This is a genomic window from Actinomadura luzonensis (assembly GCF_022664455.2).
Classification (GTDB): Bacteria; Actinomycetota; Actinomycetes; order Streptosporangiales; family Streptosporangiaceae; genus Nonomuraea; species Nonomuraea luzonensis.
This window is the reverse complement of sequence record NZ_JAKRKC020000001.1, coordinates 4,585,018-4,600,540: the sequence shown is the minus strand read 5'-3', so window position 1 is coordinate 4,600,540 and position 15,523 is coordinate 4,585,018. Positions and strand designations below refer to the sequence as shown.

Genomic DNA, 15,523 nt, shown 5'->3' with positions numbered 1-15,523 from the left:
GATCAACCCCCCATGGCCTCGAGGCCGCACAGCCGGCCGTCGATGACCTGCGTGTACACGGCCTCCGTGCGCGCGGCGACGTGCGGCCAGCCGTAGCGCTCGCGGGCGCGCCTGGCCCCCGCCGCGCCGATGCGGGCCCGGCCCGCCTCGTCGCCGAGCACGTCCATCAGCGCCCTGGCCAGCGCGCGCGGCCGGCGCGGCGGCACCAGCACGCCGCAGCCGGCCACGGTGTCGAGGTGCCCGCCGACGGCCGAGGCCACGACGGGAGTGCCGCACGCCATGGCCTCGACGGGGACCATGCCGAACGGCTCGTACCAGGGGACGGTGACCACGACGTCGGCGGCGCGCATCAGCGCAGGCACGTGCGCGCGCGGCACGCTGCCGATGACGTGCACGCGCTCCTCGATGCCGTAGCCGGCGGCGAGGTCACGCAGCCGGACGGCCTCGTCGTCGTCCGGCCCGCCGCCGGCGACGACCAGCTCGGCGCCGGGGATCTGGCGCAGCGCCGCGATCACGGTGTCGACGCCCTTGCGCGGCACCATCCGGCCGATGCTGAGGATCATCCGGCCGCCGGTGCGCGGCGCCTTCGGCCCGTCGGGGCAGAAGTGGTCGAGGTCGACGCCGCAGGGGACGACGGCGATGCGCTGCTCCGGGATGCCCATCGCGCACAGCTCGCCGACCTCGTCGCTGCAGGTGGCGAGGACGGCGTCGGCGCGTTTGCCGATCTCCCGCTCGGTGTCGACCCGGTGCGCGGGGCTGGTGTCGGCCTCGCCCTGCCAGCGGCGCTTGACGGTGCCGAGGGCGTGGAAGGTCTGCACGACGGGGAAGCCGTCGGCGGCCTGCAGCGCGGCCTGCCCGCTCATCCAGAAGTGCGCGTGCGCGACGTCCGGCGGGTCGATCGCCCAGCGCTCGGCGAGGAAGTCGGTGAACTCGGGCATGTACGGCGGCAGCTCGTCCTTCGGGATCGGCTCGGCCGGTCCGGCCGGGACGTACTCGACGACGACGCCGGGCGCCAGGCGCACCGAGCGGGGCTGGGCCTGCGACGAGCGCCGGGTGTGGACGACGACCTGGTGCCCGCGCCCGGCCAGGGCGACGGCCAGGGCCGCCACGTACACGTTCTGGCCGCCCGCGTCCACGCCGCCGACCGCGGCCAGCGGATCGGCGTGCTCGGAGATGAGATCGACCTTCACTGCGTCAGCTCCCTCACTGCCTTGACCACCTGCTCACTAGTGACCTGGGACAGGCACGGGTGTCCGGGAACCGGGCAGGTGCGCGCCCTGCTGTCCCTGCAGGGCGCCTGCTGGTCGCCCAGCAGCACCGTGGGGACCCCGTGGGGGGCCCACCGCGCCGCCGGGACGACGGGGGCGAACAGGCTCACGACCGGCGTGCCGACCGCGGCCGCCAGGTGGGCGGGGCCGGTGTTGCCCGCCACGAGCACGCTGGCGTGCTCGATCACGGCGGCCAGTTCGGCCAGAGTGGTCACGCCGCCGAGGTCGGCCGCGTCGTCGCCGGCCACGTAGGCGGTGAGGTCACGTTCCGTGCCGGTCACCACGACCCGATGCCCGTCCTCCACCAGCTCCCGCACGGCCTGCCGGTGCCTCTCGGCCGGCCAGGTGCGCGCGGGCGCCGACGTCCCTGGATGCACCACGACATACGTGCCTTTGTCGGCGTCGGCGCCGACACCGAGCAGGTGCCCCGTAATTTCCTCTATATCCGGCAGTGGTCGTTGAACTGCGAGTTTGCCGTCATCGCCCGGTGGCAGCTCGAACCCCGCCGCCCTGGCCACGGCGAGCATGCGCTCCGCCTCGGGCACGTCCACGCTCTCGTCCCACCGGTGGCGGACGTCGAGCAGCGAGCCCGGGTAGTCGTTGCTGATCGCGCTGATCCGGCCCACCCCGGCCAGCCGCAGCAGCAGCGCCAGCGGCAGCGCCGACTGGTGGAAGGAGGTGAGGATCACCGCCTCGTCGATGCCGCGCAGGCGCCCGACCAGGTCGTCCACCTGCTCCCGGGTGACCGGCGGGGGAGTGTGGTCGATCCACGGCGCCCGCCACGTCACCACGCGGTCCACGCCGGGCAGCAGCTCCGCGGCCGCCCGGCCGTTCGGGCCGGCGAGGAAGACCACCTCGCCCGCCTGCGCCGCCACCGCGCGCACGGCCGGACCGGCCAGCAGCACGTCGCCGGCGTCGTCCAGCCGGGCCACGAGCACGCGCCCCCGGCCGCCCGCCTTGCCCGCGGCGGACCGCAGCGTCCTGTCGCTCATCGCCGCACCCTCCATTCCCCCCGCATCCGGTGCGCGCACGCGACCGGCGGGATCACCACGCTGGTGACGGCCATCCGCCACACCTCATCGGGGGTACGGGGACCCGGCGCGATCCGGCGCCAGGCGAACTCGGCGGTCAGTCCCGCCCACGCGGCGCCCGCCGCCGCGGCCAGCGCGGGGACCAGCCGCGCCGGGGTGCCCGGCACCCGCGGCCCGCGCACCCGCGCGGCCAGGGCGCCGAGCGTCACGGCGGCCAGCCCGGCCGCCGTGGTCGCGGCGTGGATCCGCAGCCGGCCCGGGCCGCCGCCGATCGCCGCGCGCCAGCCCGGCCCGTGCAGGCGCCGCATGAGCGCGTCGTCGGCGTTGCCGCGCTGGAAGCGCACGCTGGCCCAGAAGCCGTCCTGCCGCACCGGGTGCCGGGTGACGCGCTCGCCGCGCACCAGCCGGTGCCCGGCCCGCGTCATGCGCAGCGCCAGGTCGGCGTCCTCGCGGTAGGCGCGGGGGAAGCGCTCGTCGAAACCGCCGAGCGCGGCCAGCGCCGCGCGCCGGTAGGCCATGTCGGCGGTCACCCACGAGGCGTCGCTCAGCCCGGCGGTGTGCCGCTCTCCGTCGGTCGGCGGCCGGTCGCCCGGCAGGGGCACGACGATGCGGCCCTGGCTGCCCGCGACGTCCTCGGGCAGGTCGACCAGGTCCTTCCAGACCGCATCCGCCCAGCCGGGCTCGGGGATCACGTCGTCGTCGAGGAAGACGACCCAGGGGGTGTCCGCGGCGCGCCACCCGACGTTGCGGGCGGCCGCGGGGCCTTTGCCGCCACTGCGCACAAGGCGCACATGGGCAGGCAAATATCTCAGGACGGTGGGCATGCCGAACTCCCTTGGTTGGCTGCCACCGCCATCACCGACTGTACCCGATCCGCGGCGCTGCGTGCCCGCCGGATCGGGGCGATCGTCCACCACGACGACGGGCACGCCGGAGCCCACGGCGGCGATCGTCCGGGCCAGGGTGGGCCGGCCGATGGTGGGGATCACGACGGTGATCACGAACCGAACACCTCCCGCCGCCGCACCACGTACGGCCCGAGGACCAGCACCTCCACCGGTGCGGAGCCGAAGCACTCCAGCGCGTCGCGCGGGTCGTCCACCATGGGCCGGCCCGCCGTGTTGAGGCTGGTGTTGACCACCACCGGCAGCCCGGTGCGCCGCTCGAACTCGGTCAGCAGCCGCGCCACCAGGGGCTCGGTGCGCGGCGAGATCGTCTGGATGCGGGCCGTGCCGTCCACGTGCACGACCGCCGGGATGCGGCTCACCCAGTCCGGGTGCACGTCGTGCACGAACAACATGTACGGCGACGGCACCGGCCCCCGCCCGAAGATGTCCCGCGCCCGCGACTCCAGCACCATGGGCGCGACGGGCCGGAACTGCTCGCGTCCCTTCACGTCGTTGAGCCGCTCGGTGTTGCCCGCGTGCCCTGGGTGCGCCAGCAGCGAGCGGTGCCCCAGCGCCCGCGGCCCGTACTCGGACCGGCCCTGGAACCAGGCCACGATCTTGTTGTCCGCCAGCTCGGCGGCCACCTCGGCGGCCAGGTCGGCGGGCCGCGTGTACGGCACCCTGGCCACGTCCAGCCACGCGCCCAGCTCCTCGTCGGTGAAGCCGCGGCCGAGCGCCGCCGTGCCCATCGGCGCGGCCGGCTCGCCGTAGGACTGCGCCAGGTGCAGCGCGCCGCCCAGCGCCGTGCCGGAGTCGCCCGCCGCGGGCTGCACCCACACCTCCTCGAACGGCCCCTCGGCCAGCAGCCGCGTGTTGGCCACGCAGTTCAGCGCCACGCCGCCGGCCAGGGCCAGCCGCCGCTCGCCGGTGCGCTCGTGCAGCCAGCCCACCAGCTCGGCCAGCACCTCCTCCAGCCGCGCCTGCACGCTCGCGGCCAGGTCGGCGTGGTCGGAGGTCCACGCGGCGCCCTTCGGCAGCGCCTTGGCGTAGACGTTCCAGTCGACCGGCTCGACGCGGAAACCGCCGTCGCCGGTCGTGTGGATGACCTCGCGCAGCGCCTCCAGGTGGCGGGGCTCGCCGTAGGAGGCCATCGCCATGACCTTGTACTCGTCGCTGGAGCGCAGGAAACCCAGGTGCTCGGTGACGTCCTCGTACAGGAGGCCGAGCGAGTGCGGCAGCTCCTGGGCGGCCAGCACCTCCAGCTCGCCGCCCCGGTAGCGGCCGGCCAGGTGCGAGACGTTCTCGCCGCGGCCGTCGCACACCAGCACCGCGCAGTCGCGCCAGGGCGAGGCGAGGCCCGCCGAGGCCGCGTGCGCCACGTGGTGCGGCACGTACGTCACCTGCGCCGGGTCCAGGCCCGGCAGCGCGGTCGCCAGGAACAGCGGGGCGCGGACCGCGTACTTGGTGCGCAGGTCCTCCCAGTCGCCCTCCGGCCGCTGCACCACCAGCGACGGGTCGTAGGAGTAGGCCACCGCGTCGATGTCCTCGGGGGCGAGACCCGCCTCGCGCAGGCACCACGCGGCGGCCTGCTCGGGCAGCTCCCACGCGGAGAACGCCAGTGGCCGCTTACCGTGCTTGCGGCGGCTGAAGCGCTCCTCCTCCGCCGCGGCGACGATCCTCCCGTCGGCCACGAGCGCGGCCGCCGGGTCGTGGAAGATCGCGTTGATCCCGAGAAATCTCATTCTTCCTCCCCCACGGATATCGAGAACCGCTACCGAGAGAAGCGGTTCTCAAACATTCCGCAGCCGCGCGAGATGCGAAAACAGGCCGTTTGCCCCCTGCTTCTCCTGCGCGAAGTCACTCTAAGTAGTTGTTTGCCGGGGTCGCCCCCGGGTAGCTGGCGGAGCACGCGACGGAGGTGGAAGGTGTTCGATCGACGACGGCCCGGCGCCGTGCTCTTCGACAGGGACGGGACCTTGATCAGGGACGTGCCCTACAACGGCGATCCGCGCCGGGTGGAGCCCATGCCCGGAGCGTTGGAGGCCCTCGGCCGGCTGCGCCGCGCCGACGTGCCGGTCGCCGTGGTCACCAACCAGTCCGGCGTGGCCAAGGGCCTGCTCACCCCGGACGAGATGGACCAGGTCAACGCCAAGGTGGAGGAGCTGCTCGGGCCGTTCGACGCGTGGGCGATCTGCGTCCACGACGACGGCGACGGCTGCACCTGCCGCAAGCCCGCGCCCGGCCTGGTGATCAGGGCCGCCGCCGTGCTCGACGTCAGCCCGCGCGACTGCGTCGTCGTCGGCGACATCGGCAGGGACATGGAGGCGGCGCGCGCCGCCGGCGCCCGCGGCATCCTCGTGCCCACCGACGTGACGCTGCCGGAGGAGATCGACCACGCGCCCGAGGTCGCCGAGGACCTCATCGACGTCGTCGACCGCGTCCTGACCGACGCCGAGGCCCCCGTGCCGGCCGTCTCGGCCCCGTGGGCCCGCGCCATGGGCTGGAGCCGCTGGTGAGGATCCTGCTCTGGCACGTGCACGGCTCCTACACCAACGCCTTCATCCGGGGCCGGCACGAGTACCTGCTGCCGGTCGTCCCCGGTCGCGGCCCCGACGGGCGGGGCCGCGCGGACACCTACGACTGGCCCGAGTCCGCCCGCGAGGTGCCCTTCGACCGGCTGCGCGACGAGCCCGTCGACGTGGTCGTCCACCAGCGCCCGCACGAGCTCGACCTGGCCCGCGACTGGCTCGGCCGCGACGTTCCCGGCGTGTACCTCGAGCACAACGCCCCGGCCGGCGACGTGCCGCGCACCCGTCACCCGCTCGCCGGCCAGGACCGCGTCACGCTCGTCCACGTCACGTACTTCAACGAGCTCTACTGGGACAACGGCCGCGCCCGCACCCGCGTCATCGAGCACGGCGTCCCCGACCCCGGCCACCTCTACACCGGCGAGCTGCCGAGAGCCGGCGTCGTGGTCAACGAGCCGGTGCGGCGCACCCGCGTGGCCGGCACCGACCTGCTGCCGCGCTTCGCCGAGCGCGTCCCGCTGGACGTGTTCGGCATGCAGGTGGCCGGCCTGCCCTACGGCACCCACGAGGACCTGCCGCAGCACGTCATGCACGCCGAGCTGGCCAGGCGCCGCGTCTACCTGCACCCGTACCGGTGGACCTCGCTCGGCCTGGCCCTCATCGAGGCCATGCACCTCGGCATGCCGATCGTGGCGCTGGCCGCCACCGAGGCGATCGAGGCCGTCCCGCCGGAGGCGGGCGTGCTCTCGACCAAGGTGCACGTGCTCGCCGACGCCCTGCACGCCTTCGCCGGCGACCCGGAGAGCGCGGCCCAGGCCGGCAAGGCCGCCCGCGCCGCCGCTCTGGCCCGCTACGGGCTCGACCGCTTCCTCGCCGACTGGGATCGCCTGCTCAGCGAGGTATGACCGGCCGCGGCCCGGGTAGGCGCGATGAGCATGATGATGCTCGACTGGACCCGCAGGGCCGCCTGCCTCGACCTGGACCCGGAGTTGTTCTTCCCGATCACCATGGAAGGGCCGAGCCAGTCACAGGTCGAGCAGGCCAAGGACGTCTGCCACGGCTGCCCCGTGCGGGAGCCGTGCCTGGAGTACGCGCTGAGCACCCGCCAGGCGTACGGCGTGTGGGGCGGGACCGACCCCGACCAGCGCCGGGAGCTCAGCCTGACGGCAGCGCGGCGGCCAGAAACCGTTCCCGCTCGCCCGCTTCGAGGTGATCGCTGAACAACACCCCGTCGAGGTGGTCGGCCTCGTGCTGCAGCACCCTCGCCAGCACGCCGAGCGCCCGCACGGTCACGGACTTGCCGAACATGTCGCGGCCACGCGCGGTGACCATGTAGGAACGTTCCAGTGGCCACCACACGCCCGGCGCGGACAGGCATGCCTCGTCGGCCACCACCCGCCGCTCCGACAGCTCCAGGCGCGGGTTCACCAGGTGCCCCGCGCGGCCGTCGTAGTCGTAGACGACCACCCGCAGCGGCTCGCCCACCTGCGGGGCGGCCAGACCGGCGCGGCCGGCGCCCGCCCGCATCGTCGCGGTCAGCGCCTTCACCAGGCGCCGCAGCTCCCGGTCGAAGTCGCGGACCGGCTCGGCCACCGTGCGCAGCAGCGGATCGTCGAACGTGCGGATGGGCAGGACCGTCACCCGTGGCTCCCCGATAGGCGGCGTTCTCGGCGTTCTCACGGTGGAAGCTTCCCATGATCGTCCGGTGCCAACCACCGGGGTTCTGCCTTGTAGCACAGCGGTAACAGAAGAGACCCAGCGGCGAAACCACCCGAAAGCAGTATCGGAGGGTGATCTCACTTGCGTCACGCGCGCCTGTGATGCCTGGCCGGGTGCTCGGGGCCCGGCCAGGCGTCTTTCAGCACCTGGAGGTGACGGCATGACCGCTCTCACCGTCGACAGCGGCTCGTCCCCGGAGACGGCGCCCGACGCGCTGTCGGGCTTCACCGTCGGCGTGACCGCCACCCGGCGGCGCGAGGAGTTCGGCGCCCTGCTGGAGCGCCGCGGCGCCCGCGTGGTCAGCGCCCCCGCCATCCGGCTGGTGCCGCTGGCCGAGGACGCCGACCTGCTCGCCGCCACCCGGCTCGCCCTCGCCGCGCCGCTCGACGACGTGGTCGTCACCACCGGCGTCGGCTTCCGCGGCTGGATGGCCGCCGCCGAGGGCTGGGGCCTGTCGGCCGACCTCGGCGAGCACCTGACCGGCGCCCGCCTGCTCACCCGCGGGCCCAAGGCGAGGGGCGCGGTGCGCGCCGCCGGGCTCAACGACCACTGGACGCCCGCCACCGAGTCCTGCCAGGAGGTCAAGCAGTACCTGCTCGCCCAGGACCTGCGCGGCCGGCGCGTCGCCGTCCAGCAGCACGGCGAGCCGCTCAGCGACTTCGTGGCCGAGCTGCGCGCCGCCGGGGCCGAGGTGATCGAGATCCCGGTCTACCGGTGGCTGCCGTACCGCGACATCTCGCCGCTGCGCCGGCTGATCAGCCAGACCGTGTCCGGCTCGGTGGACGCCGTCGCGTTCACCAGCGCCCCGGCCGTGCACGCCATGCTCGGCGCGGCCCGCGCCGACGGCCTGGAGGAGTCGTTGCTGGCCGCCTTCAGCGGGCCCGTCGTGGCCGCCTGCGTGGGCCCGGTCACCGCCGACCCGCTCACCTCGCGCGGCGTGCCCACCCTGCAGCCGGACCGCTCGCGGCTCGGCGCGCTGGCCCGCGCCCTGGCCAGGCACCTGCCCGAGCACGGCGTCACCCGGCTCGTGGCCGGCGGCCACCGGCTGGAGATCCGCGGCCACGCCGTGGTCGTGGACGGCGAGCTGCGCCCCCTGCCGCCCGCCCCGATGGCGGTGCTCAAGCGCCTGGCCGACAAGCCCGGCCACGTCGTCTCCCGCGCCGATCTGCGGACCGTGCTGCCCGGCAGCGTCGCCCGCGACTCCGCCGAGCACGCCGTCGAGATGGCGATCACCCGCCTGCGCCGCGCGCTCGGCCCCGCCGGCATCGTCGAGACCGTGGTCAAGCGCGGCTACCGGCTGGCCTGCCAGTACGAGGCGGGCGCCTGATGCCCGCGCCCGCACTGGTCCTGGCCGCGCACGGCACGCGCAGCGCCGCCGGCGAGGCGAGCCTGGCCGCTCTGGCCGAAGCCGTCAGGCGGGCGCGTCCCGGGCGGCGGGTCGAGCTGAGCTACCTCGAGATCAGCTCGCCCCCGCTGGCCGGCGTGCTCGCGGCCGTGCCCGGCCCGGTGGTGGTGGTCCCGCTGCTGCTGGCGGGCGGCTACCACGTGCACATCGACCTGCCCGAGGTCATCGCCGCGCACCGGCCCGACGCCGTCGTGGCCGGCTGGCTCGGCCCGCACCGGCTGCTGACCGGCGTGCTGACCCGCAAGCTCGCCCGCGCGGGCCTCCGCGCCACCGACGCGGTCGTGCTCGGCGCGGCCGGCTCCTCCGACCCCGCCGCCCTGGCCGACGTCAGGGCCGCCGCCCGCATGCTCGCCGTGCGGCTGGCCCGGCCGGTCACCGCGGCCTTCGTCTCGGCGGGCACGCCGTCGCTGGAGGAGGCCATGGCGCGGCTCGGCTCGACGCCGGCCGCGCGGGTGGCGATCGCCTCGTACGTGCTGGCGCCCGGCTTCTTCCACGACCGGCTGGCCGCGGCCGGCGCCGGCCTGGTGAGCGAGCCCCTGGGGGCCGACCCCGACGTGGCGGCGCTGGTCTGGCGGCGCTACGACGAGGCCCTGCTCGCGGGGGCCGCGGGCGCCGGTTCGAGCCGCAGCTCGCGCACCACCTCCCGGGCGCTCGCCTCGCGCGACGGGCAGGCGTCCTCGCCGACGAACATCTCGATGTAGGCCCGGTGGAAGCAGCCCGCCATCAGCAGGCGGGCGCTGGCCTCCGGGTCGGCGTCGGCCCGCACCCGGCCGAGGCCCTGCTCGGCCGCCAGGTACGCGGCCAGCGGCGCCACCTCGGCCCGCGGGCCGAGCCCGGTGTCGCGGACGGCCTGGCGGAAGCGCACGGTCACGTCGGGGGAGGTGAACGCGGGCAGCGCGGCGCTCTGCACGTCCACGTAGTACTGGATGCCGGCCTGGGCGATGGGCAGCAGGTTGTCGGCCACGCTCCCTCTCCCGACGCGGTGGGCGAGCGTGTGCAGCAGGCTCAGCCAGGACGGGAGCCGGTCCTGGAGCAGCGCGAGGAAGTGGTCCACGGAGCCGCCGCCGCGCTCCTCGCGCAGCGAGACGGCCATCTCCAGGACGCGCCGCCGGGCGTCCTGGCTCCGCTGGTACGGATCTACATGGGAAGTCGCCATGGCGTGCCTAACGTGCGCGGTCAGTAGGTAGGCATCACGGCGCGAAGCCGGTTTGTCGCGAGTCAAGCGGTGTCAAGCGGTGTGGCTCGGGTCCCAACTTAGTGCAATCTTGTACGGTCACCGATTATTACGCGAAACGCGGAAAAATGGTCGGATTTAATCCCTGAGGGTTAGCTGTCAGTGTCGCGCCCGGTGAGCCTCAGGTGTCGGCGGCGTCCACGGGGCCGCAGGAGGGCGGCGAGCCCGCAGGACACGGCAGGGGACAGCGCCCCCAGAGGGCCTGCCGGAGGATGGAGGGCCTGCCGGGGGATCAGGTGTCGGTGTCGCGGTCGCGGCGGCGCAGGTAGCGCTCGAACTCGGCGGCGATCGCGTCGCCGCTGGCCTCCGGCAGCTCGGCGGCGTCCTTGCGCTCCTCCAGCTCCTTGACGTACTCGGCCACCTCGGAGTCCTGCGAGGCCAGCTCGTCGACGCCGCGCTCCCAGGCCCGCGCCTCCTCGTCGAGGTCGCCGAGCGGCATCGGGATCTCCAGGACGTCCTCCAGCCGGCGCAGCAGCGCCAGCGTGGCCTTGGGGTTGGGCGGCTGGGCGACGTAGTGGGGGACCGACGCCCACAGCGAGATCGCGTCGAGACCGGCGTGGCCGAAGGCGTGCTGCAGCACCCCGACGATGCCCGTCGGGCCCTCGTAGCGGCTCAGCTCCAGATTGGTCGAGCGGGCCAGCCCCTCGTTGGTGGCGCCGCCGAGGATCGGGACGGGACGGGTGTGCGGGGAGTCGTTGAGCAGCGCGCCGAGCATGACGGCCAGCTCCACGCCCAGCTCGCGGCAGATCTCGATGATGTCGGCGCAGAACGAGCGCCAGCGCATGTTGGGCTCGATGCCGCGCAGCAGCACCACGTCGCGCTCGACGCCCGGCGGGCGGGCGCGCAGCAGCCTGGTGGTCGGCCAGACGATCGACTGGGTGAGCCCCTCGCTCATCTCCACCACGGGCCGCGTCACCTGGAAGTCGTAGTAGTCGTCGGGGTCGAGCGCGATGAGCGGCTCGGCCTTCCACGCGGACTCGAGGTGCGCGATGACTCCGCTGGAGGCCTCGCCCGCGTCGTTCCACCCCTCGAACGCGGCAATGAGCACCGGGTCGACGAGCTCGGGGAGCCCTTCAAGCTCAATCACGGGTCGCCTCCTTCCTCCATTGTCCCGCTTAGCCTATGCGCTGAGGGGGCGTCGCCGTCACCGATCTCCCCGCGAACCCCTTGCCCCGCCCGGCCTGCCGTCCGTGCGGCCGGGCCGCGGGGCAGCGCCGACGCCGGTCGCGCCGGGGACGCCGCCCGCTCCCGCGCCCCGGCGGGCACGGGCGTGTCGCGCGGGAGCCCCGCCGTGTTCGCGCTCAGCGCACAACGCGGCCCGCCCGCGCCCGGCCCGCCCGCGCCCGGCCCACCTGCGCCCGGCCCGGCTCGCCGCCGCTCGCGCCTCAGCGGCCGCCGTCCGTCGTGTGCGCGACCAGCACGTCGCACGCCGCCCGGTGCAGCACCCCCGACGGCACCGAGCCCAGCAGCCGCCCGGCCAGGCTGTTGAGCCCCCGGTTGCCCACCACGACGAGGTCGGCCCGGTGCCGCGCGGCCAGGGCGACCAGCACGTCCACGGCCTCGCCCTCCTCGGCGGCGAGCACCACGTCCGCGGCCCCCGCCGCCACCGCGTGCTCGCGCGCCGCCCGCAGCGCGTCGTCGGCGGGCGTGGACCCGCTCACCTTGTACGCCAGCCCGCCCAGCCGGTCGGCGGCGGCCGCCCGCTCGCTCTCCCGCATCGGCAGGTACGCGCAGGCCAGGACGAGGGTCGCGCCGGTCGCCGCGGCCAGCGACGCCGCCGCGGTCACGGCGCGGAAGGAGGAGGCGGAGCCGTCGGTGCCGACGAGCACGGTGCGATAGGCCATGGAAGCCCCAATTGGACGCCACGTTCAATTGACACCGGGCAGACTAGCGCGCAGCAGCCTCAAACGTCCCACAAGCCACGAAACGATCTTCTCCGGCGGCCCCGGCAAGCAGCCGGAGCGCACCCGATAAGCTCTACTCCATGAGCATCTCCCCGTCCTTCCGCCAAGTGCTCGACCAGCGCGTCATCGTCGCCGACGGCGCCATGGGCACGATGCTCCAGGCGCAAGACCCGACCCTCGACGACTTCCACGGCCACGAGGGCTGCAACGAGGTGCTCAACGTCACCCGTCCCGACATCGTGCGGGGCGTCCACGACGCCTACTTCGCGGTCGGCGTCGACTGCGTCGAGACCAACACCTTCGGCGCCAACCTCGCCGCGCTCGGCGAGTACGACATCGCCGACCGCGTCTTCGAGTTCTCCGAGGCCGGCGCCCGCATCGCCCGCGAGGCCGCCGACCACTGGTCCACGCCGGACCAGCCGCGCTTCGTCCTCGGCTCGATGGGCCCCGGCACCAAGCTGCCCACGCTCGGCCACCTGCCCTACGCCAGCCTGCGCGACGCCTACCGCGACAACGCCGCCGGCCTCATCGCGGGCGGCGCCGACGCGCTCATCATCGAGACCTGCCAGGACCTGCTCCAGGTCAAGGCCGCCGTCATCGGCGCCAAGCGGGCCGTCGAGGACGCCGGCCGCGACATCCCGGTCATCGCCCAGGTCACCATCGAGACCAACGGCGCCATGCTGCTCGGCTCCGAGATCGGCGCCGCGCTCACCGCGATCGAGCCGCTCGGCGTCGACATCATCGGCCTCAACTGCGCGACCGGCCCCGCCGAGATGAGCGAGCACCTGCGCTACCTCGCCCGCCACTCCCGGCTGCGGCTGAGCTGCATGCCCAACGCCGGCCTGCCCGTCCTCACCTCCGACGGCGCCTACTACCCGCTGTCGGCGGGCGAGCTGGCCGACGCCCACGCCGCCTTCACCCGCGACTACGGGCTGTCCCTGGTCGGCGGCTGCTGCGGCACCACCCCCGAGCACCTGCGCCAGGTCGTCGAGCGGGTGCGCGGCAAGGAGAGCGCCGCCCGCCGCCCGCACCCCGAGCCGGGCGTCTCCTCGCTCTACCAGAGCGTCCCGTTCCGCCAGGACACCTCGTTCCTGGCCATCGGCGAGCGCTGCAACACCAACGGCTCCAAGGCCTTCCGCGAGGCCATGCTGGAGGGCCGCTGGGACGACTGCGTCGAGATGGCCCGCGAGCAGGCCCGCGGCGGCGCCCACATGCTCGACCTGTGCGTCGACTACGTCGGCCGCGACGGCGTGGCCGACATGAAGGAGCTGGCCTTCCGCTTCGCCACCGCCTCCACCCTGCCCATCATGCTCGACTCCACCGAGCCGGACGTGCTGCGCGCGGGCCTGGAGATGCTCGGCGGCCGGGCCGCCGTCAACTCCGTCAACTACGAGGACGGCGACGGCCCCGACTCCCGCTTCCAGAAGATCATGCGGCTGGTGCGCGAGCACGGCGCCGCCGTGGTCGCCCTCACCATCGACGAGGAGGGCCAGGCCCGCACCGCCGACTGGAAGGTCCGCGTCGCCTCCCGCCTCATCGACGACCTCGTCGCCAACTGGGGCATGCGGGTCGAGGACATCATCGTCGACACCCTCACCTTCCCCATCGCCACCGGCCAGGAGGAGACCCGCCGCGACGGCCTGGAGACCATCGAGGCCATCCGCGAGCTCAAGCGCCGCTACCCCGGCGTGCAGACCACGCTCGGCGTCTCCAACATCAGCTTCGGCCTCAACCCGGCCGCCCGCATGGTGCTCAACTCCGTCTTCCTCAACGAGTGCGTCAACGCCGGCCTCGACTCGGCCATCGTGCACGCCTCCAAGATCCTGCCGATGGCGCGCATCCCCGACGAGCAGCGCCAGGTCGCGCTCGACATGGTCTACGACCGCCGCCGCGAGGGCTACGACCCGCTGCAGCGCTTCATGGACCTGTTCGAGGGCGTCGACGCCGCCGCGCTGCGCGCCGGCAAGGCCGAGGAGCTGGCCTCGCTGCCGCTGTGGGAGCGGCTCAAGCGGCGCATCATCGACGGCGAGCGCAAGGGCCTGGAGGCCGACCTCGACACCGCCCTCGACCAGCGCCCCGCCCTGGAGATCATCAACGAGGTGCTGCTCGACGGCATGAAGACCGTCGGCGAGCTGTTCGGCTCCGGGCAGATGCAGCTGCCGTTCGTGCTGCAGTCGGCCGAGGTCATGAAGGCCGCCGTCGCCTACCTCGAACCGCACATGGATCGCGTCGAGGGCGAGACGAAGGGCCGCATCGTGCTGGCCACCGTCAAGGGCGACGTCCACGACATCGGCAAGAACCTCGTCGACATCATCCTGTCCAACAACGGCTACCAGGTCGTCAACCTCGGCATCAAGCAGCCGGTCTCGGCCATCCTGGAGGCCGCCGACGAGCAGAGGGCCGACGTCATCGGCATGTCCGGCCTGCTGGTCAAGTCGACCGTGGTGATGAAGGAGAACCTGGAGGAGATGAACTCCAGGGGCCTGTCCGAGCGCTACCCGGTGCTGCTCGGCGGCGCCGCGCTCACCCGCGCCTACGTCGAGCAGGACCTCGCCGAGGTGTTCGAGGGCGAGGTGCGCTACGCCCGCGACGCCTTCGAAGGGCTGCGGCTCATGGACGCGTTCATGGCCGTCAAGCGCGGCGAGAAGGGCGCCTCGCTGCCGCCGCTGCGCGAGCGGCGGGTCAAGACCGGCGCGGTGCTCCAGCGCACCCCGGTCGAGGAGCTGCCCGCCCGCTCCGACGTGGCGCTCGACAACCCGGTCCCGGCGGCCCCCTTCCTCGGCGACCGCATCGTCAAGGGCGTCTCGCTGGCCGACTACGCGGCCTTCCTCGACGAGCGCGCGCTGTTCCTCGGCCAGTGGGGCCTCAAGCCCACCCGGGGCGGCGACGGCCCCGGGTACGAGGAGCTGGTCGAGACCGAGGGCCGGCCGCGGCTGCGCATGTGGCTGGAGCGCATCCAGACCGAGGGCCTGCTGGAGGCCGCCGTCGTCTACGGCCACTTCCCGTGCGTCAGCGACGGCGACTCCCTGATCATCCTCGACGAGTCCGGCGGCGAGCGCACCCGCTTCACCTTCCCGCGCCAGCGCCGCGACCGCCACCTGTGCCTGTCGGACTTCTTCCGCCCGAAGAGCTCCGGCGAGACCGACGTGGTCGCCTTCCAGGTCGTCACCATGGGCGCGAAGATCGCCGAGGCCACGGCCGAGCTGTTCGCCAAGGACGCCTACCGCGACTACCTCGAACTGCACGGCCTGTCGGTGCAGCTCACCGAGGCGCTGGCCGAGTACTGGCACGCCCGGGTGCGCGCCGAATGGGGCATCGGCGGCGACGAGTCGCTGGACGACATGCTCAAGGTCAACGTCCAGGGCTGCCGCTACTCCTTCGGCTACCCCGCCTGCCCCAACCTGGAGGACCAGGTGCAGCTCTTCCAGCTCCTCGACCCCGAGCGCATCGGCGTGACCCTGTCGGAGGAGTTCCAGCTCCACCCCGAGCAGGCCACGTCCGCGCTGGTCGCGCACCACCCCGAGGCCAAGTACTTCAACGTCTGACA

13 protein-coding genes are annotated in these 15,523 nt (G+C 74.1%); 6 read left to right on the top strand and 7 right to left on the bottom strand.

What is annotated here, in order from left to right; translation table 11 throughout:
• Positions 1–2: 2 nt before the first annotated feature.
• The 4 genes from MF672_RS21985 to MF672_RS21970 are packed head-to-tail and all read right to left on the bottom strand — an operon-like array spanning position 3 to position 4,928.
• Positions 3–1,190, bottom strand: coding sequence for a glycosyltransferase (locus tag MF672_RS21985; protein ID WP_242378010.1), 1,188 nt, complete (start codon positions 1,188–1,190; stop codon positions 3–5).
• Positions 1,187–2,260: a glycosyltransferase family 9 protein gene (locus tag MF672_RS21980; RefSeq protein ID WP_242378011.1), complete on the bottom strand. Its 1,074-nt coding sequence runs from the start codon at positions 2,258–2,260 to the stop codon at positions 1,187–1,189. The genes MF672_RS21985 and MF672_RS21980 overlap by 4 nt, the downstream gene beginning before the upstream one ends.
• The gene (locus MF672_RS21975; protein ID WP_247815378.1) at positions 2,257–3,300 is read right to left on the bottom strand and encodes a glycosyltransferase family 2 protein; all 1,044 of its coding nucleotides are present in this window, start codon (positions 3,298–3,300) and stop codon (positions 2,257–2,259) included. The genes MF672_RS21980 and MF672_RS21975 overlap by 4 nt, the downstream gene beginning before the upstream one ends.
• Positions 3,297–4,928 (bottom strand): carbamoyltransferase family protein, encoded by a 1,632-nt coding sequence (locus MF672_RS21970; protein ID WP_242383492.1) that lies wholly within the window; start codon positions 4,926–4,928, stop codon positions 3,297–3,299. The genes MF672_RS21975 and MF672_RS21970 overlap by 4 nt, the downstream gene beginning before the upstream one ends.
• 183 nt (positions 4,929–5,111) lie before the next feature.
• Here MF672_RS21970 and MF672_RS21965 point away from each other — a divergent pair, with 183 nt between their 5' ends.
• The 3 genes from MF672_RS21965 to MF672_RS21955 are packed head-to-tail and all read left to right on the top strand — an operon-like array spanning position 5,112 to position 6,934.
• Entirely contained in the window at positions 5,112–5,702 is a 591-nt protein-coding gene (locus MF672_RS21965; protein WP_242383493.1) for a D-glycero-alpha-D-manno-heptose-1,7-bisphosphate 7-phosphatase, read from the top strand.
• Positions 5,699–6,619, top strand: coding sequence for a glycosyltransferase (locus MF672_RS21960; RefSeq protein ID WP_242383494.1), 921 nt, complete (start codon positions 5,699–5,701; stop codon positions 6,617–6,619). Before MF672_RS21965 ends, MF672_RS21960 begins: the two co-directional genes overlap by 4 nt.
• 24 nt (positions 6,620–6,643) lie before the next feature.
• Positions 6,644–6,934: a WhiB family transcriptional regulator gene (locus MF672_RS21955; RefSeq protein ID WP_444861109.1), complete on the top strand. Its 291-nt coding sequence runs from the start codon at positions 6,644–6,646 to the stop codon at positions 6,932–6,934.
• On the opposite strand, the gene def is transcribed toward MF672_RS21955, so the two are convergent.
• Positions 6,870–7,355: a peptide deformylase gene (gene def / locus MF672_RS21950; RefSeq protein WP_242383495.1), complete on the bottom strand. Its 486-nt coding sequence runs from the start codon at positions 7,353–7,355 to the stop codon at positions 6,870–6,872. The genes MF672_RS21955 and def overlap by 65 nt on opposite strands.
• Positions 7,356–7,593: 238 nt before the next feature.
• On the opposite strand from def, the gene MF672_RS21945 reads away from it, so the two are divergent.
• Both MF672_RS21945 and MF672_RS21940 read left to right on the top strand, forming a co-directional pair.
• Positions 7,594–8,760 (top strand): uroporphyrinogen-III synthase, encoded by a 1,167-nt coding sequence (locus tag MF672_RS21945; RefSeq protein WP_247815377.1) that lies wholly within the window; start codon positions 7,594–7,596, stop codon positions 8,758–8,760.
• Positions 8,760–9,539, top strand: coding sequence for a sirohydrochlorin chelatase (locus MF672_RS21940; protein WP_242383496.1), 780 nt, complete (start codon positions 8,760–8,762; stop codon positions 9,537–9,539). Before MF672_RS21945 ends, MF672_RS21940 begins: the two co-directional genes overlap by 1 nt.
• Positions 9,540–10,304: 765 nt before the next feature.
• Here MF672_RS21940 and MF672_RS21930 read toward each other — a convergent pair.
• Positions 10,305–11,159 (bottom strand): PAC2 family protein, encoded by an 855-nt coding sequence (locus MF672_RS21930; protein ID WP_242383497.1) that lies wholly within the window; start codon positions 11,157–11,159, stop codon positions 10,305–10,307.
• Between the two features lie 298 nt (positions 11,160–11,457).
• Positions 11,458–11,916, bottom strand: coding sequence for a universal stress protein (locus tag MF672_RS21925; protein WP_242382600.1), 459 nt, complete (start codon positions 11,914–11,916; stop codon positions 11,458–11,460).
• Between the two features lie 140 nt (positions 11,917–12,056).
• Between MF672_RS21925 and metH the strand changes: the two genes are divergently transcribed.
• On the top strand, positions 12,057–15,521 hold the full coding sequence (metH, locus tag MF672_RS21920; RefSeq protein ID WP_242382601.1) for a methionine synthase: 3,465 nt from the start codon (positions 12,057–12,059) through the stop codon (positions 15,519–15,521).
• Positions 15,522–15,523: the final 2 nt, after the last annotated feature.